This window comes from Nocardioides yefusunii (assembly GCF_004014875.1).
Classification (GTDB): Bacteria; Actinomycetota; Actinomycetes; order Propionibacteriales; family Nocardioidaceae; genus Nocardioides; species Nocardioides yefusunii.
This window is the reverse complement of record NZ_CP034929.1, coordinates 1429346-1446640: the sequence shown is the minus strand read 5'-3', so window position 1 is coordinate 1446640 and position 17295 is coordinate 1429346. Positions and strand designations below refer to the sequence as shown.

The following is a 17295-nucleotide window of genomic DNA, read 5'->3' as shown; positions in this document are numbered from 1 at the left end:
GACGGGGCTTCGTCGTGTGAGAGCTCAGATCACTTGATGAAGAGCATCTCGCTGTACTTCGGGAGCGGCCACGCGGCGTCGTCCACGATGGTCTCCAACGTGTCGGCGGCGAGGCGGGCCTCGTCCATCAGGCTGCGGATCACGGTGGCGGAGTGCTGCATGTGGGCCTGGACGTCAGCGAAGTCGTGGACCTCGAGGGCCTCGGCCAGCTTGTTGGCAGCAGCCAGCAGCGCGTTGGCGTTGTCGGCGATCTCCTTGACGGTGGTGGTGTCGAAGGAGGCACCCAGGTCGGCGGCGACCGTGTAGGTGTTGGCAAGGTCAGCGGCGTAGCGAAGGGCGGCCGGGTAGATGACCGTCTTCGCCATGTCGATGACGAGCTTGGCCTCGACGTTGACCGAGTTGATGTACTGCTCGGCGTAGACCTCGTAGCGGGAGTTGAGCTCGACGGCCGAGAGGACGCCGGTGGACTCGAACAGCTCGACGACGGCGGGCTCGGTGAAGACCGGGAGGGCGTCGGCGGAGGTCGGGAGGTTGCGGAGACCGCGCTCCTCGACAGCAGCCTTGTGCCACTCCTCGGAGTATCCGTCGCCACCGAAGACGGCGGAGCCGTGCAGCTCCATGATCTCCTTGACGACCGCGGCGACGGCGGCCGGCTGGGCCAGACCCTCGTTCAGGCGGGCCTCGAGGGTCTCGGCGACCCAGTTGAGGGAGTCGGCGAGGATCGTGTTCATCGCGATGATCGGGCCCGAGATCGACTGCGAGGAGCCGACGGCACGGAACTCGAAGCGGTTGCCGGTGAAGGCGAACGGCGAGGTGCGGTTACGGTCGCCCGGGTCACGCTTGAAGTTGAGGATCTGCGACAGGCCGAGGTCCATCTCGCCACCGTCGGTGGAGACGGAGACCTTGCCGTCCTTGATGTCGTTGAAGACACCCTCGAGCTGGTCACCGAGGTAGACCGACAGGATGGCCGGCGGGGCCTCGTTGGCACCGAGACGGTGGTCGTTGGACGCGGTCGCGATGACGGCGCGCAGCAGCGGACCGAACCGGTGGACACCGCGGATGACGGCGGCGCAGAAGATCAGGAAGTTGAGGTTCTGCTCGGGCGAGGTGCCCGGGTCGAGCAGGTTGCCCTGGGTCTCGTTGCCGACCGACCAGTTGACGTGCTTGCCCGAACCGTTGAGGCCGGCGAACGGCTTCTCGTGCAGCAGGCAGACGAAGCCGTGCTCCTCGGCGGTGGCCTTGAGCGTGGTCATCACGATCTGCTGGTGGTCAGCAGCGACGTTGGCGGCCTCGTGGTACGGGGCGATCTCGAACTGGCCGGGGGCCACCTCGTTGTGGTGGGTCTTGGCGGGGATGCCGAGACGGTAGAGCTTCTCCTCGGCGGCCTGCATGAAGACCTGCACGCGCTCGGGGATGGCACCGAAGTAGTGGTCGTCGAACTCCTGGCCCTTGGCCGGAGCGGCACCGAAGAGGGTGCGACCGGCGAGGAGCAGGTCGGGACGCTGGGTCGCGAAGTGCTTGTCGACCAGGAAGTACTCCTGCTCGGGACCGACGGTGGAGTTGAGGGGAGCGATCTCCTTCTCACCCATCAGGGCCAGCACGCGGCGAGCGGCGGCGTCCATCGCGGCGTTCGAGCGCAGCAGCGGGATCTTCTTGTCGAGGGACTCACCGGTCCAGGACATGAAGACCGACGGGATCATCAGGGTCGCACCGTTGGGGGTGTGCTTGATGTAGGCCGGGGAGGTCGGGTCCCAGGCGGTGTAACCGCGAGCCGCGTTGGTCATGCGGAGCGAACCGTTGGGGAACGAGGAGCCGTCGGGCTCACCCTTGATCAGGAGCGAACCGGTGAACTCGGTGATCGCCTTGCCGTCGGAGTTGGTGACGATGAAACCGTCGTGCTTCTCGGCGGTGATGTTGGTCAGCGGGTAGAAGACGTGCGAGAAGAAGTGCGCACCCTTGCCCATCGCCCAGTCCTTCATCGCCGCGGCGACGATGTCAGCGGTGGCCTTGTCGAGCGGCTCGCCCGTGCGGACGGTCTTCTTGACCGCCTTGAAGGCGTTCTTGGAGAGTGCCTCCTCCATCTTGGCGAGGTCGAAGACGTCGGTGGCCCAGATCTCGCTGAGGGGGGTGATCTCAGTGGACTCAGCACCGGAGCGGTTCAGCACCTCAGTGATGGCCTGGCTACGGACTTCATTGGCAGTCATGTTCCAACTCACAATCGTCGAGTGTCGATGGAGCAACCATAGGCCCGCCCTGTTTCCTGAAACTGACGGCATGTTTCCAGTTTGTTTCAAAATAAGAGACTTCTGAGTAACGTCCTACGCCCATGTTTCACCCACACTTCGCACCAGGAGCTTCACGTGATTCGAGTACAGGGACGCGAAATCCCTGAGTCAGAGCTCATCTGGCGGTTCTCCCGCGCCTCAGGGCCCGGCGGACAGCACGTCAACACCACCGACTCCCGCGTGCAACTGACATGGTCCCCGGCCGAGTCGAAGGCCATCCCCGAGCCCCTGCGCGAGCAACTGATGGCCAAGCTGGGCACGTCGGTCACCGTGGTCGCCTCCGAGCACCGCTCCCAGTGGCGCAACCGTCAGGCGGCCGAGGAGCGAATGACCGCGATGCTCACCCAGGCACTCGTCCGGGTCGCGTCCCGACGTCCCACGAAGCCGACCCGCGGCTCCCAGCGACGCCGCCTGGACGCGAAGAAGCAGCGCGGCGAGACCAAGCGCCTGCGCGGACGAGTCCAGGACTGAGTGCCGGAGCGCACCCATCCACGGACGACTTGATTCAACTCTCAAGCAGACCTACTGTTGTTTGAAAGTTGAAATCAAGGAGTTCTGGTGTCCCCTGCAGTCCCCGCCCCGCACCTCCCGCTCGCCCCGGCCGACGTGCGTCGCGCCGTCAAGGTTCCCGTCGAAGCCCCCCGCATGGAGCGCGAGGTCGCCGATGTCCTCACCTTCACCGGACTTCTCGACAGCCAGGAGCACCTGCTCCTGGGCTTCGGAGGGTGGCGCGAGAGGGCAGCGGCCGGGAAGACCGTCGAGATCCGGATGCACTCCGAGTGCCTCACCGGCGACGTCTTCGGCTCCGCCCGGTGCGACTGCGGCCCCCAGCTCCACGAGGCCATGAAGGCACTCGCCGAGAACGACGGCGTGCTGCTGTACCTGCGTCAGGAGGGACGCGGCATCGGCCTCTACAACAAGCTCGACGCCTACGCCCTCCAGGACACCGGCCTCGACACCTACGCCGCCAACGAAGCGCTCGGCCACGGCGCCGACGAACGCGACTACACCGCAGCGGCGCAGATGCTGGTCGCCGTCGGGATCACCGACGTCGACCTGCTGACCAACAACCCTGACAAGGTCGCCCAGCTCCGCAGCCACGGCATCACGGTCTCCCACCAGGTGCACACCGGTGTCCACGCCAACCCCTCCAACGTGGCCTACCTGAGGGCCAAGCGTGACGTCACCGGGCACACGCTCGACCTCTCCCCCGCCATCGCGGCAGGCTGAGGTCATGAGCACCTCCCTGCCCGTCATCCCCACCGATGTCGACGGCGTCCGGCGGGCGCTGGCGGTCGCCGCGACCGCCCGCGTCCGTGCACACCCCAACCCGTGGGTCGGGGCCGTTCTGATGACCACCGACGGTCAGGTGTTCACCGGTGCCACCGGTGAGCCCGGAGGACTCCACGCCGAGGCAGCCGCGGTGGCCGCCGCTCGCGAAGCGGGAACCGACGTCGCCGGCGCCACGGTGTTCGTCACGCTCGAACCGTGCGTGCGGTTCGAGGGCAAGCGGACCCCGTCGTGCGCCGAGACCCTGCGCGACGCCGGCGTGCGCCGCGTCGTCGTGGCCATGCTCGACCCCGACGAACGCGTCAGCGGCCACGGCGTCGCCCTGCTCCGTGAGGCAGGCGTGGAAGTCGTCACCGACGTCCTGCGCACCGAGGCCGAGGCACTGCTGCGTCCCTACGTCCATCACCGCCGCACCGGCCGCCCGTGGGTGCTGCTCAAGATGGGCGCGACCCTCGACGGACGCACCGCTGCCCCCGACGGCACCAGCCAGTGGATCACCGGCCCCGAGGCCCGCGCCGACGCCCACCAGCTACGCGCCGAGAGCGACGCGATCCTGGTCGGCGCGGGCACCGTCCGACTCGACGACCCCGCGCTCGACGTCCGGCACGTCGACGGTCCCCACCCGCGCCGGATCGTGCTCGGACATGCACCCGAGGGCGCCAAGGTGCACCCCTGCACCGAGATGTCGGGGCCGCTGACCGACGTCCTCGACACCCTCGGCGCCGAAGGCGTCGTCCAGCTCCTCGTGGAGGGCGGAGCCGCCGTGGCCGGCGACTTCCACCGCCAGGGACTCGTCGACCAGTACGTGCTCTACCTCGCCCCCGCTCTCTTCGGAGGGAGCGACGCCCGCGGGCTCTTCACCGGTGAGGGCGCCCCTACGATGGCCGAACTGTGGCGCGGCGAGATGGTCGACCACCGCCGCGTCGGAGCCGACCTGCGTGTCGACCTGCTCGCCGCGCGCACCCAGGAGGAGATCCGATGACCAACGACGTCGACTGGCTCTCCGACGACGAGATGGACGCCTGGCTCGGCCTGGGCGCCGTCGCGTACCTCCTCCCCCAGGCACTCGACCGTCAACTGCGACGTGACTTCGGCATCAGCCACTCCTACTACACGATCCTGGCCTGCACCTCGGATGCTCCCGACGGCGCGATCACCATGGGCGAGCTGGCCCAGCGCGCCTGGGTCAGCCCGTCGCGGCTCACTCACGCCGTGGGCAAGCTCGAGGAACGCGGCTGGATGGAGCGCGTCACCTCACCGACCAACCGTCGGGTCCAGATCGCCCGCCTCACCGAGACCGGCTGGGGAGCGCTGCGTGAAATGGCCCCGACCCACCTGGCCGAGGTCCGCCGCGCGGTCTTCGACCACCTCGACGCCGAGGACGTGGCTCATCTGGCGCGGATCACCGGACGAATTCGGGACGCCCTGCAGACAGACGAGACCTGACCCCGAACGGGCGACGTCGAGCACCGCTGTCGACAGCCCGAATGACGGAGGCTCCTGCGCGGCGCACGCCACCACTTCCGCTCGGGAGGAGGCGGGAGTGTTCGCGGTGCACTCGTCCGCCTCAGCACGCTCTCGGTCTCCACTCGGTCCACACCCTGAGCATCCCCGAGTCCTCCGACACGTTCGCTCCACCCCTCAGGCAAGGCCGAGATCAGGCCTCCTGACTGCTGAGTCGGTGGTTGTCACTCCCGGGCGGTAGATTCGTTCGGTGCTCGACACCCGACCCCGCCGTACATTCGCCGTCATCAGCCACCCTGACGCCGGTAAGTCCACCACCACCGAAGCGCTGGCGCTGCACGCGCGCGCCATCAACGAGGCCGGCGCAGTGCACGGCAAGGGTGACCGCAAGGCCACCGTCTCGGACTGGATGGCCATGGAGAAGGCCCGAGGCATCTCCATCACCTCCGCCGCACTCCAGTTCGACTACCGCGGCCACGTGATCAACCTGGTCGACACCCCGGGCCACTCCGACTTCTCCGAGGACACCTACCGCGTGCTCTCCGCCGTGGACTCCGCGGTGATGATGATCGACGCCGGTAAGGGTCTCGAGCCGCAGACGCTCAAGCTGTTCCGGGTCTGTGCCCTGCGCGGCATCCCGGTGATCACGGTCATCAACAAGTGGGACCGCCCCGGTCTGTCCCCGCTGGAACTGATGGACAACATCCAGGACCAGATCAAGATCCGTCCGACGCCGCTGACCTGGCCGGTCGGCGAGGCCGGCGACTTCCGAGGCGTGCTGGACCGCCGCAGTGGCGAGTTCATCAAGTACACCCGCACCGCCGGTGGCGCCACGATCGCTCCCGAGACGCGCATGTCGTCGGAGCAGGTCGGCGAGGACGACCGTCTCGTCTGGGAGGCCGCCTTCGAGGAGCACCAGCTGCTCGACCTCGAGGAGGCCAACCACGACCAGGCCACGTTCCTGGCCGGCGAGACCACCCCGGTGATGTTCGCCTCCGCGCTGCAGAACTTCGGCATCGCCCAGCTCCTGGAACTGCTGCTGGAGCTCGCTCCTGCCCCTAGCCCCACCCCCGGCGTCGACGGCACCCTGCGCAACCCCGAGGACGAGTTCTCCGCCTTCGTCTTCAAGGTCCAGTCGGGCATGAACTCCGCCCACCGTGACCGTCTGGCGTACGCCCGCATCGTCTCGGGCGAGTTCGAGCGCGGCATGGTCGTGACGCACGCCGAGACCGGCCGTCCGTTCGCGACGAAGTTCGCCCAGACCGTCTTCGGGCGCGAGACCACCTCGGTGGAGCACGCCTACCCCGGCGACATCATCGGTCTGGTCAACGCCAACTCCCTGCGTGTGGGCGACACGATCTTCACCGGCGACAAGATCGAGTTCCCGAAGGTTCCCTCCTTCGCCCCCGAGCACTTCATGACCGCATCTGCCGGCGACATCTCGCGCTTCAAGCAGTTCCGCAAGGGCATCGAGCAGCTGGACCAGGAAGGCGTCGTCCAAGTGCTCCGTTCCGACCTGCGTGGCGACCAGAACCCCGTCCTCGCCGCGGTCGGACCGCTGCAGTTCGAGGTTGTCGAGGACCGCATGCTCAACGAGTTCAACTCCCCGATCCGCTTGGCGCGCCTCGACTACAAGGTCGCCCGGGTCACCGACGCGGCCGGTGCCGAGGCGCTCAAGGGAGCCCGCGGTTGCGAGGTTCTGCAGCGTCGCGACGGCACCCACGTGGTGCTCTTCGCCGACCAGTGGCGGGCCAACGCGACCGCTCGTGACAACCCGGACGTGCGACTCGACGCGCTGCCCGCCGGCGGCGTCTGAGACGAGGACAAGACATTCTCCCGCCAGTGGGCTACGGTGGGACTTGTTGAAGGGATGACGCTCGCGTTGTCCTGGCCGCGCGGAAGGTTGCGTGGCGGTATCGGTTGCAGTTCTGGTCTTCGGTTCGCTGGACATCAGCTCGGTCAGATGTCTTCAGCACGACCCGGTCGCACAGTGCGACTGGTTTGAACACAAAGGATCAGAAACATGGCTACTCAGGGCACCGTCAAGTGGTTCAACGCTGAGAAGGGCTTCGGCTTCATCGCTCAGGACAACGGCGGCGACGACGTCTTCGTTCACTTCTCCGCCATCCAGAGCAACGGCTTCAAGTCGCTCGACGAGAACCAGAAGGTCGAGTTCGACCTCGCCCAGGGCCCCAAGGGTCCCCAGGCTGAGAACGTTCGCCCCCTCTGATCTCTCTGAGATCTTTGCCGAGGCCCTGATCCGCTCTGCGGATCAGGGCCTCGTGCCATTTCCCGGTTGATCGAACGCCCGGACGCCGGACGTCAACCCACCGCCGGACGTCATCAGGATCGAGGGCTCAAGCCCTCGATCCTGATGACGTCCCGGGGTGGACGAGAGGTCACTCGGGGAAGTTCTCGCCTCGGGCGATCCGCACCGGGCCTGACCCCTCGCCCCGCGCCACGGGCTCACCGCCTCGGGTGACCTGGACCATTCCTTCGTCAGCCAACGCGAATGCCACCTCGCGGACCAGGTCCATCCGCTCGCGCCAGGACTCACCACCCACCACACGCGCAACGTCGCTGGGGCAGATCGTTCCTTCACGATGGCGCAGCAGCGACCGGGCCGTCGCCGCCACGCGGACCCGCAGCGCCTCGTCGTCGACCGTCTCCCACCACGCCTGGCCGCGTTCCCCCAACGCAACCTTCGCGTCCTGGACCCGATGACGCGCTCCGTCGCCCTCGGTACGCACCGCCCGACGTGCGGCCATCAGCACGTTGACGAGTTCCTGACGCAGTTTCTCGGGGATCGAGGGGTCACTGGCTCGCCAGCGTCGTCCGTTGACGACGATGTAGCGGCCGTCCTCGGTGCGTTCGACGCCGTCATCGTCCGTGGGCATCTGCCCACTCTGACGCGTTCATGCCCCCGACGGAAGGGGCATACGATCAGCGACGCGCGGCCGCCACGAAGGCGCGGATCAGGTCCGAGGACTTCTCCCCCGGTTCGACCTCCACACCACTGGAGACGTCGACGCCCCACGGCTTCACGACGTCGACGGCCTCGGCGACGTTGCCCGGCGCCAGGCCACCGGCGACGAGCCAGTGTCCCTGCGGTGCACTGCCGGCCAGGACCGACAGGTCCCAGCGCTCACCCGATCCCGGCTTGGGAGCGTCGAGGAGCAGCATCTCCTCGCCCCACGCGCCGACGGTGAGCGGCGGGTCGAGATCGAGCGAGGTGGCGCGCCAGATCCGGGGCAACACGGCCCGAGCCGCGGCGAAGTCCTCCTCGCCGTACGCCTTGCCGTGCAACTGCAGCACGTCAAAGCCGAGCCGAGCCGCGATCTCCGCAGCCTCGACGGCCGCCATGTCGTTGACGACGAGCACGGTGTCGACGACGCGATCAGCCACGTGCGCGGCGGCGCGGGTCGCGGTGATGACCTCACGCGCCTCGTCCTCGGTGGCCCGACGGACGCTGGTGCGGTTCATCACCACACCGACGGCGTCGGCTCCCGCCTCCACCGCCACCCGGGCGTGGTCGGAGGTGCGGAGGCCACAGATCTTCACGTACACATCCCCGATTCTCGCAGAGGCACGGCTGCACCCCGATCCCGGCGCAGCACGCATGCCCCATGCCCGCAGGGGTACCTGTGAACCATGAACGACAGACCGGCTGCGTGGACCGCTGCCCTGCGTCGTCGGGGCCTCCCACTGGTGTTCACCGTCCATGACCTGCGCAACCCGCACCACCGAAACCGCGGCGCCCACGACGCGGCCCTCGACGTCCTTGTCCCGGCAGCCGATGCGCTGATCACGCTGCCCCCCGGAGCTGCCGTGGAGATCCGTCGACGCTGGGGCCGGGAGGCGCTGGTGCTCCCCCAGTTCCACGTGATCCACAACCACAGCCTCTCCCCCGTGCCGATCACCCGCGCGCACACCATTCCTGCGCCCATGCTCACCGCCCTGCACACGCCGCTGACGGGTCGACTGCGCGACGCCGTCACGGGTACGCGTGCCCCCGGCTCGTTCGTGGCCGTCTCCGGCGACACCGCGACTGCGTGGTCACGGGTGCTGCGCGGCGGCTGGGTCCCGCATGTCTCCAACGGGGTCGACGTCCTGCGCTGGCAGCCCCCGGGCTACGAGCCTCACCCCACGGCTGCGGGCGTGACGGGTCGGCACCACGCCGTCTGGTCGGGACGGATCGTCCCGGAGAAGGCACCACACGATGCCATCGACGCGGCGCGCACCGCCCGGACCCCGCTGGTGCTGGCCGGGCCGGTGGTGGACGCCGAGTACCACACCACCGAGGTGGTTCCCCGACTCGGGCGTGGCGCCCGGTTCCTCGGCCACCTCCCGCAGGAGGAACTGCGCCGCTGGGTGGCGTCGGCCGACGTCGCCGTGGTGAGTCCGGCTTGGGAGGGGCCGTTCGGGCTGGTGGCCGCCGAGGCCCTGGCGTGCGGCACCCCGATGGCCGGCTACGCCCGCGGCGGTCGCCCCGAGTTCGTCACGCCGGCGGTCGGTGTGCTGGTTCCCGGCGGCGGCGTCGGGGCACTGGGCATGGCGATGCGTCGTGCCGCCCGCCTGTCCCGTGCCGCAGCCTCGCCCGGGAGGCGGTGGCATGATCGGCCACTACGTGCACCACGTCGGCAGCGGGCATCTCGTGCGCGCCCAGCAGCTGGCGCGGAGCGTCGCCGAGCATCTCGGGGTCGGGGTCATCGGTCTGTCCTCGCTCCCTCACCCCCAGGCCTGGCCCGGTGAGTGGATCCAGCTGCCCCGCGACGACCACCCCACACCTGCCGGTCCCGGGACCGGCACGGCGCCGCTGCACTGGACGCCCACCCACCACCGCCGACTGCAGGGTCGGGCCGCTCGCACCGCCGGGTGGGTCGCCGACACGCACCCCGCGGCACTGGTCGTCGACCAGTCGATGGAGGTGACCGACCTGGCCCGTTTGCTCGGGTGCCCGCGATGGGGATGACCGCACCTGGACGACGCGACGACGACGCCCACACGCTGGGCTTCCGGTGCGCCGACGCCCTCGTGGGCGCGTGGCCCGACGCCTTCACCCCCGACCTCCTGCCCGGCCTAGCGGCCTCGACCGTGAACCGGTTCCTAGGCGTGGGAGCCGTGTCCCGGTTCTCCCCCGCCCCCCCCTGACGCCGTCGTGTCCCGCTCGGCGAGGACGGGGCGCGGCGGCTCCGCGACCCTGCTGTGCGGTGACGGCGGGGACGTCTTCGACGCCGCGACCGTCATCGCGCTGCAGGAGGCGACCCGGCACTGGGATTGGACAGTGCTGAGCCGTCGGTGCTGGTGCCCGCCGAGCGACCGTTCGACGAACAGGCCACCACCGCCCACGTGGTCGCCGAGAACCTTCCCGCCGTGCTGGTCGGCGACACCGCAGGAACTGCGTGGGACGACGTCGTGCGCAGGGCCGCCGCCCTCGACGGGAACGACTGGGAAGGGTGGTGCGACGGGCGTGCCGTGGACCGGTTCGCCACGATCGTGGAGGAACTCCTGGACACGTCCGTGCGTCGGGACGAGGCGTGCCGGTCGCCGTGGTCACGGTGGCATGGGGGCGGCACGCGCACCTGGCGGTCCAGGAACGCAGCCTGCGCGTGGAGGTGCCGCACCATCGGGTCGTGGTGGCGATGGACGATCCCGACCTGGTGAGCAGCGGTCGGGCCTGCGCGGCGGTCCCGCTGGTGGACGGCGAGTTGCCGTTGGCGCCGGCCCGCAACGTGGGTGCCCGGTACGCTCTGGAGCGTGGCGCCCGGGTGCTGGTCTTCCTGGACGTCGACTGCCTCGCCCTGCCGGGCCTGGGCGAGGGCTACCGCGACGCCGAGCGCGCCGAGCCCGACGTCGTCTGGTCCGGACCGGTGACCTACCTGCAAGCACCCTTGAAGAAGTACCCCGAGCACCCCGAGCACTTGGACCGGCCCCACCCCCCGCTCGCCCGGCTCCCGCGCGGGGCGAGCGTCTACGTGGGCAGGACCCCGACCTCTTCTGGTCATTGTCATTTGCCTGTTCGTCCTCCGCAGGGGAAGACGCAGGCGGTTTCGACGACGAGTACGTCGGGTACGGAGCAGAGGACACGGACTTTGCGCGCAGCGTGACGTCCAACGGACTCAGACTGGGATGGGTGGGATCAGCGAGGGCACTGCACCAGTGGCACCCGGTGTCCAGCCCTCCCTTCGAGCACCTGCACAGCATCGTCCGAAATGCGCGGCTGTTCCGAGAGATGGGGTGAGGATCCGATGAAGGGTTGGTTGGCCGTCTTCGCACGCGAGGGCCTGGTCCGTGAGGACCCCGCGCTCGGATGGGTGAGCACGTGAGGACCGCTGGCCCCCCGCCGGGTGGGCAGGACGTGGCTGCGTGGTTCGCGCAGATCAGCCAAGAGCTGCACGCCCAGCCGGCCGAGGAGCCGACTCTGGAGCGTATCCTCGAGCAGGCCCTCAACGTCGTGCACGGAGACTGGGCAGGCATCGCGCTGCGGCGCCGCCGTGGTCGGTGGGAGTCGGTCGCCGCCAGTGCGCCAGTGGTCACCGAGTGCGACGAGATCCAGGCCAAGCTGGGTGACGGACCGGCGCTGGCGGGAGAGCCCGACCAGGTCGGCCTCCTGTGCCGCAACACGCTGACCGATCCCCGGATGCCGGTGTGGGGTCCGTTGGCAGCGTCCAAGGGTGTCCGCTCGGTCCTCAACCTGCGACTCGTGCTGCCCCGACCCGACGGCGACCCGCGCCTCCTGGGCGCGATCAACATCTACGATTCGCGCATCTCCGCGTTCACGCGGGACGACCTCGACCGTGGCCTGGTCTTCGCCACGCACGCCACCCGTGCACTGGCCACCGCCCGCGAACTCGAGGGCTTGGAGGCCGCGATCAGCTCCCGGCACGTCATCGGGATCGCCCAGGGCATCCTGATGCAGCGCTACTGCTTGGACCAGGTGAACGCGTTCGAGGCGCTGCGGCGCTACGCCAGCGCATCGAACATGAAGTTGCGCGACGTCGCCCGGACGGTGATCGACAACGGCGCGCTCGAGACACCGCACGTGCCCGCGCACCGTGAGCCGGACCCGCTCGGGTCACGCCCGGTGCTCCCCAAGGAAGAGCTCCGGCCGTGACCCGCCCGTCGCCCCGGCGCTGGCGTCGTCAGGCAGCCAGGGCCTGACTCGACCCGGCGATGCTCTCGCGCATGCGCGCCATGAGCGACGACAGCAGGCGCGAGACCTGCATCTGCGTGACTCCCAGACGACGGCCGATCTCAACCTGGGTCAGGTCCTCGACGAACCTCCAGCGCAGAAGGTCACGCTCGCGCGGGCTCAGCGTGCCGATCACGGGTTCGAGGAGGAGGCGTGCCTCGACCGCGGCGAACCCGTCGTCAGGGTCGGGCAAGACGTCAGCGAGCGTCGCGCCGTCCTCGCGCAACGGTCGGTCGAGCGACGACGGGGAGAACTGCCCGAACGCGGTGACCGCCTCGCGGTACTCCTCAGCGGTGGTGCCCAGCGCGGCGACGGCCTCCTGCTCGCTGGGTTCGCGCCCGTCACTCTGGGCGACCGTCTCCCGCAACCGCGTGATGCCGGACTGGAGCTCCTGGACGCGGCGGGGAGGCCGGACGAACCAGGCGTGGTCGCGGAAATAGCGGCGGATCTCGCCGCGGATGGTGGGAACCGCGAAGGTGAGCAGGTCCTGGTCGCGGGTCGGGTCGAAGCGCTGGACCCCCTTGACGAGGCCGACGGCTGCCACCTGCCGGACGTCGTCGACGGAGACGCCGCGCCCGGTGTAGCGGTGGGCGATGGAGTCGGCGACACCACGGTTGACGAGGATCATCTCGTCGACCAGTCGTTCACGTTCGTCCGGACAGCTCGTGGACCGGAGCTGGAGTGCGAGCTGTCTGGTCCGGCGGCTGCGTTCCTCGCGCGACAGGTCGAGAGGGGTGGGAGCGGACAGGGACTTCTGGAACTGCGAGTGGTCCATGATTCGGCCACCTCGTGGTGAGAGTGTTCCCCCGCCGTGGGCTCCAGCGGGAAGGAGGAGGTGCGTCGGGGTGTCGCACCTTTTCCAACGTAACGCGCTGTGACGGAACGTCAAGTACTTCAGTCGGAGGACCTCATCCGGCCGAACTATGAATGAGACCGGACGGTACTGGGTACAGACGTGCCCATGGAACCCGTGGCCCGCCCCCGCCCGCGAGGACCGCTCACCGGTTGGCTCCTCGACGTCCTGACCGTTCCACCCACTCCTCGCGCCCCCGGTGCCGGGCGTGCTGTGCCCCTTCTCCCGAGGTCCCGGACCCGGACGGCACCGGCGCCTCACTGCACGACGCAGATGTCCAGACCGCTCTGTGGATCTGCCACCAGTTTCAGGTCGCCGGCGTCGAGGGGGTCGACGACGCGCACGAGTACTCCCCCGTCGTCCTGGAGCTGCGACGCAGGCTGGAGGCCCGGTTCGAGGCCGACCTGCGTGCCCTGGCCGCGCCGGTCCTCCCCGGAACCGTCGGAGCCGTCGGGGATGGCCCGGTGGAGGTGGTGCGCGAGCTCGTGGCCGCCGCCTCACGTCCGGACCAGGCCCGTAGGGTCTCGCTGACCCCCCATCTGCGCAGCACGGCCGACCGGGACGAGTACCTGGACTTCCTCATGCACCGCAGCATCTACCACCTCCAGGAGTCCGACCCGCACAACTTCGTGCTGGCTCGCGTCGCCGGGCCGGCGAAAGTGGCCCTGCCCCGGCGGGCCGTTGCTCGTCCGTGGAGCGAGGTCATGGCCGGGGCCCGACGGCGAACAGGTACCGGTGGACCGCCCGGCGGTGGCCGTGTGCCGCTGCCTGCGATCCTCGTTGCTCCCGTGGTGCGACGGCACCCACAAGGTGCTCTCGGCGCGCCTGCTCCCGGAGGACTGACCTCCTCCTCACGGCGTGGAACGCCGAACGGCCCCAGGCAGCTTCGCTGCCCGGGGCCGTTCGGCGTCACCCTCAGGTGAGCGGGACGGCAGGGAACCGGTCCCAGACCCGGTGCGCGGCCAGGTGCTCGACCAACCCGTCGATCACCTCGGAGGCCTGGCCGGCCACGACGACTCCGACAGCGTCCTCCGGCACGCCCGCGACGTGGACCGCCTCGCCTCCGAGACCCCACGCACCGATCGCCTTGCAGTGGCGCCACGCCTCTTGGGCCATCACCAGCACGCGGGGGTCGACGTCGGACTCGCGGAACGTCGCGGTGCGCACGTCGATGCCGGGCCGGGCGTCGGCCAGCGTGAGCGGCGCCCCGGCGAACAGCACCGCGTCGAACTCTACCGAGCGAGCCGTGGTCAGGGTGCGTCCGATCTCGATGCCCTCAACCGTTCCGCCGTGCGGCGCGACCACCACCGGGACGACCCCGGCGGCGTGCAGCTGGTCGAGCCAGGCGCCTAGGTCGTCGAGCGGGTGGCCGGGGTCGACCACCAGGGCCACCTTGCGGCCCGCGACCGGCCACGTGCGTCCCACCTGCGAGAGCGCAGGGCTGGGCTCGGGCCGGTCCGGGACGCTCGCGTCAGCAAGTGCGGGAGCAGGGAGCCCCAGAGACGTGGCGACGGTCGTGGCCAGGTCGGTGGAGACCTGGGCAAGCAGGTTGACCTGGCGCTCCCGGATCACGGCCTCACGACACGAGGCGAGCTCGAAGGCGAACGCGCCCGCGACGTGCTCCCGCTCGACGTCGCTGAGGGAGTCCCAGAATAGGCGGACCTGCCGCAGCGGGTCGTCGGCCTCGTCGACGTCGGCACGTTCCTTGACCGACTCGGTGACCCGCACCGGGAGGTCGGTGAACGCCCCCGGCCCGGCCATGAACGGACACCCACCGTCGAGGGAGTTGGGCTTGTAGGGCGCGACGCCGGCGTGATCGGCCTGCTGGTGGAAACCGTCGCGCAGCATGTCGTTGACCAGGGCCTGGGGCCGGTTGATCGGGATCTCGCCGAAGTTGGGGCCACCCAGGCGGGTCAGCTGCGTGTCCAGGTAGGAGAAGAGCCGCGCTTGGAGCAGCGGGTCGTCGGTGACGTCGATGCCCGGCGGGAGGTGCCCGGGGTGGAACGCGACCTGCTCGGTCTCCGCGAAGAAGTTGCGGGGGTTGGCGTCCAGGGTGAGGCGCCCCACCCGTTGGACCGGAGCGAGTTCCTCGGGCACGAGCTTGGTCGGGTCGAGCAGGTCGATGCCCTCGAAGGTCTGCTCCGGCGTGTCGGGGAAGGCCTGAACGCCCAGTTCCCACTGCGGGTGGTGGCCCGCCTCGATCGAGTCGTACAGGTCACGGCGGTGGTAGTCGGGATCGGCGCCCGCCAGCGTCTGGGCCTCCTCCCACGTCAGGGAGTGCACCCCCAGCACGGGCTTCCAGTGGAACTTGGCCAGCGACGTGCCGCCCTCGGCGTCCACCAGGCGGAACGTGTGGACGCCGAAGCCCTCCATCATCCGGTACGAGCGCGGGATGCCGCGGTCGGACATGTTCCAGATGGTGTGGTGCTGCGCCTCGGGGTGCAGGGTGACGAAGTCCCAGAACGTGTCGTGCGCGCTCTGGGCCTGCGGGATCTCCCGGTCGGGGTGCGGCTTGGCGGCGTGCACCACGTCGGGGAACTTGATCCCGTCCTTGATGAAGAAGACCGGGATGTTGTTGGCCACCAGGTCGAAGGTGCCCACCGGCGTGTAGAACTTCGTAGCGAACCCACGAGTGTCACGCACGGTGTCGGCCGACCCGCGCGAACCGAGCACCGTCGAGAAGCGAACGAAGACGGGGGTGACCACGCCCTCGGCAAGGAACGGTGCGCAGGTGGCGTCGGTGGCGGTCCCGTAGGACTCGAACCGACCGTGGGCGGCCGCCCCGCGGGCGTGGACCACGCGCTCGGGGATGCGCTCGTGGTCGAAGTGGGTGATCTTCTCCCGCAGGTGGTGGTCCTGGAGCAGCGTGGGTCCCCGGCGTCCGGCCTTCAGGGAGTGGTCGGTGTCGCGCAACCGGGCTCCCTGGGCCGTGGTGAGGTACGCCCCCTGCTGGGTGCGGCCGGGGGCTCGCGCGTCGTTTCCCGGCGCGGAACAGGGTGCCCCCGTCGGGGAGACGTCGGCGGCACCGCGCTGGTCGGGCCGTGGCGGGAGCGGGTCGCGGGGCTCGGTCGGCTCCTCCAGCGACGGCTTGGCGCCTCCCACGTGGGCGGGGTCGTCCAGTCCGTGGGTGGTCAGGTCGGGGTTCTTCTCGTCGGGGTCACCTCGCAGCGCGTCGGTGATCCTCCTGCCGAGGTCGGACGGTTCCATGGCGTGCTCCTGGTCAGGGCTCGTGGTGCGGTGTGGTGGTGAGTCGGTCCGGTACCCCGAGTGACGCACCTCATTCCCCGACGTCCCCGGGAGCGACCGATCGTGGACCTGCCGGGCTCCGCACGGTGCATGCACCGGCGCCCGGCCCGCGCATGGAGGCAGGTGGGGCGGGTACTGGGACGGCATGGACGAGAACACCGAGAACGCCCAGGCCCAGCAGGGCACCAGCCAGCAGCAGAGCGGCCGCGTCGAGAAGCCGGAGCACGGCCGCACGCTCGCCCCTACCCCCGACGAGGCGAAGGACGAGGCAGCTCGTGAGGAGGCGGAGAAGAACACGCCGGCCAGCAGCCAGTCGGGCGGCTCCGCCAACGACGAGGTCGAGGAGTGGGGCGAGGAATCCTTCCCCGCCAGCGACCCACCGCAGAGCTGGGCCGGGCACGACACCTCCCACCGCTGACCCGCGGACGTGGGCGCACCCCGGCGTCGAGTGACGCCGGGGTCCTGACGTGCGCCTCGACCGATCCGCAGAAACGGCAGCACCTCCTCGCCGTACACCGTGAGCGTCTTCGCGCAGTGCGGCCCCATGCCGCCCACGTAGACCTCGTCGAACCCGGCCTTGACGCCCTTCTCCATCACCGCGACGTGGTCCACGACGTCCGGCCCGCAGACCACCTTCTTTGCCGTCGTCTCCTCGGTCACCAGCTGGGCGGCCTGCTCGAAGTGCTTGGGTGAGGGCAGGGCCTGCGCTCGCCGAGGAGCCCCGATGCGCCCCAGGTGCGGTGCACGGACCGAACGTGGAGACGATCACCGGCGGCGGCTTCTCCGGCAGCGTGTAGATGCGGGCGGCGTCGACGACGCAGTGGCGTCCTCGGTGAGCACCTCACCGGTGCCGACGCCGAGCCGGAACCGTCCCTTCAGCAAGACCGCGCTGGTCGCGGCCGGTGGGACAGGTGACGCCGGTGGTGACGGACAGGTCGGGCTCGACGCTGATCGCGCCGATCATC

At 69.7% G+C, this 17295-nt stretch carries 18 protein-coding genes; 12 read left to right on the top strand and 6 right to left on the bottom strand.

Translation table 11 applies throughout. From position 1 onward, the window contains the following. Window positions 1–29: 29 nt before the first annotated feature. Entirely contained in the window at window positions 30–2204 is a 2175-nt protein-coding gene (locus tag EOV43_RS06535) for a glutamine synthetase III family protein (protein ID WP_128220333.1), read from the bottom strand. 156 nt (window positions 2205–2360) lie between these two features. Between EOV43_RS06535 and arfB the strand changes: the two genes are divergently transcribed. From arfB to EOV43_RS06505, 6 genes are all read left to right on the top strand, one after another. After that, window positions 2361–2756, top strand: coding sequence for an alternative ribosome rescue aminoacyl-tRNA hydrolase ArfB (gene arfB, locus EOV43_RS06530; protein WP_128220331.1), 396 nt, complete (start codon window positions 2361–2363; stop codon window positions 2754–2756). Between the two features lie 87 nt (window positions 2757–2843). Continuing rightward, entirely contained in the window at window positions 2844–3515 is a 672-nt protein-coding gene (locus EOV43_RS06525) for a GTP cyclohydrolase II (protein ID WP_239022253.1), read from the top strand. Window positions 3516–3519: 4 nt separating this feature from the next. Further along, window positions 3520–4557 carry a bifunctional diaminohydroxyphosphoribosylaminopyrimidine deaminase/5-amino-6-(5-phosphoribosylamino)uracil reductase RibD gene (gene ribD, locus EOV43_RS06520; RefSeq protein WP_128220329.1) on the top strand — a complete coding sequence of 346 codons (1038 nt, stop codon included), beginning with the start codon at window positions 3520–3522 and terminating at the stop codon, window positions 4555–4557. After that, window positions 4554–5021 carry a MarR family winged helix-turn-helix transcriptional regulator gene (locus tag EOV43_RS06515; protein WP_128220327.1) on the top strand — a complete coding sequence of 156 codons (468 nt, stop codon included), beginning with the start codon at window positions 4554–4556 and terminating at the stop codon, window positions 5019–5021. Before ribD ends, EOV43_RS06515 begins: the two co-directional genes overlap by 4 nt. Window positions 5022–5289: 268 nt before the next feature. Then, window positions 5290–6855: a peptide chain release factor 3 gene (locus EOV43_RS06510; RefSeq protein WP_128220325.1), complete on the top strand. Its 1566-nt coding sequence runs from the start codon at window positions 5290–5292 to the stop codon at window positions 6853–6855. Window positions 6856–7062: 207 nt separating this feature from the next. Beyond that, window positions 7063–7269, top strand: a complete 207-nt coding sequence (locus EOV43_RS06505) for a cold-shock protein (protein ID WP_128220323.1) — start codon at window positions 7063–7065, stop codon at window positions 7267–7269. A gap of 169 nt (window positions 7270–7438) precedes the next feature. Here EOV43_RS06505 and EOV43_RS06500 read toward each other — a convergent pair whose 3' ends face one another. Then, window positions 7439–7936: a DUF3253 domain-containing protein gene (locus tag EOV43_RS06500; RefSeq protein WP_128220321.1), complete on the bottom strand. Its 498-nt coding sequence runs from the start codon at window positions 7934–7936 to the stop codon at window positions 7439–7441. Between the two features lie 46 nt (window positions 7937–7982). Further along, a complete protein-coding gene (locus tag EOV43_RS06495) occupies window positions 7983–8600 on the bottom strand; it encodes a phosphoribosylanthranilate isomerase (protein WP_206611410.1) in 618 nt (205 codons plus the stop codon). Between the two features lie 90 nt (window positions 8601–8690). On the opposite strand from EOV43_RS06495, the gene EOV43_RS06490 reads away from it, so the two are divergent. From EOV43_RS06490 to EOV43_RS06480, 4 genes are all read left to right on the top strand, one after another. Then, entirely contained in the window at window positions 8691–9791 is a 1101-nt protein-coding gene (locus EOV43_RS06490; RefSeq protein WP_128220317.1) for a glycosyltransferase, read from the top strand. 525 nt (window positions 9792–10316) lie between these two features. Next, window positions 10317–10703 (top strand): hypothetical protein, encoded by a 387-nt coding sequence (locus EOV43_RS15560; protein ID WP_206611409.1) that lies wholly within the window; start codon window positions 10317–10319, stop codon window positions 10701–10703. Further along, window positions 10682–11146: a hypothetical protein gene (locus EOV43_RS15555; protein WP_206611408.1), complete on the top strand. Its 465-nt coding sequence runs from the start codon at window positions 10682–10684 to the stop codon at window positions 11144–11146. The genes EOV43_RS15560 and EOV43_RS15555 overlap by 22 nt, the downstream gene beginning before the upstream one ends. 203 nt (window positions 11147–11349) lie before the next feature. After that, on the top strand, window positions 11350–12153 hold the full coding sequence (locus tag EOV43_RS06480; RefSeq protein ID WP_128220315.1) for a GAF and ANTAR domain-containing protein: 804 nt from the start codon (window positions 11350–11352) through the stop codon (window positions 12151–12153). Window positions 12154–12181: 28 nt separating this feature from the next. On the opposite strand, the gene EOV43_RS06475 is transcribed toward EOV43_RS06480, so the two are convergent. Continuing rightward, a complete protein-coding gene (locus tag EOV43_RS06475) occupies window positions 12182–13006 on the bottom strand; it encodes a sigma-70 family RNA polymerase sigma factor (protein WP_128220313.1) in 825 nt (274 codons plus the stop codon). 230 nt (window positions 13007–13236) lie between these two features. On the opposite strand from EOV43_RS06475, the gene EOV43_RS15965 reads away from it, so the two are divergent. Continuing rightward, on the top strand, window positions 13237–14007 hold the full coding sequence (locus EOV43_RS15965; protein ID WP_421905821.1) for a hypothetical protein: 771 nt from the start codon (window positions 13237–13239) through the stop codon (window positions 14005–14007). On the opposite strand, the gene EOV43_RS06465 is transcribed toward EOV43_RS15965, so the two are convergent. Then, the gene (locus tag EOV43_RS06465) at window positions 14000–16291 is read right to left on the bottom strand and encodes a catalase (RefSeq protein WP_128222179.1); all 2292 of its coding nucleotides are present in this window, start codon (window positions 16289–16291) and stop codon (window positions 14000–14002) included. The two genes, EOV43_RS15965 and EOV43_RS06465, sit on opposite strands and share 8 nt — an antisense overlap. A gap of 184 nt (window positions 16292–16475) precedes the next feature. Between EOV43_RS06465 and EOV43_RS15385 the strand changes: the two genes are divergently transcribed. After that, entirely contained in the window at window positions 16476–16748 is a 273-nt protein-coding gene (locus EOV43_RS15385) for a hypothetical protein (protein ID WP_164878784.1), read from the top strand. Between the two features lie 423 nt (window positions 16749–17171). On the opposite strand, the gene EOV43_RS15840 is transcribed toward EOV43_RS15385, so the two are convergent. Continuing rightward, window positions 17172–17294, bottom strand: coding sequence for a hypothetical protein (locus EOV43_RS15840; protein ID WP_277871132.1), 123 nt, complete (start codon window positions 17292–17294; stop codon window positions 17172–17174). Between the last annotated feature and the right edge of the window lies 1 nt (window position 17295).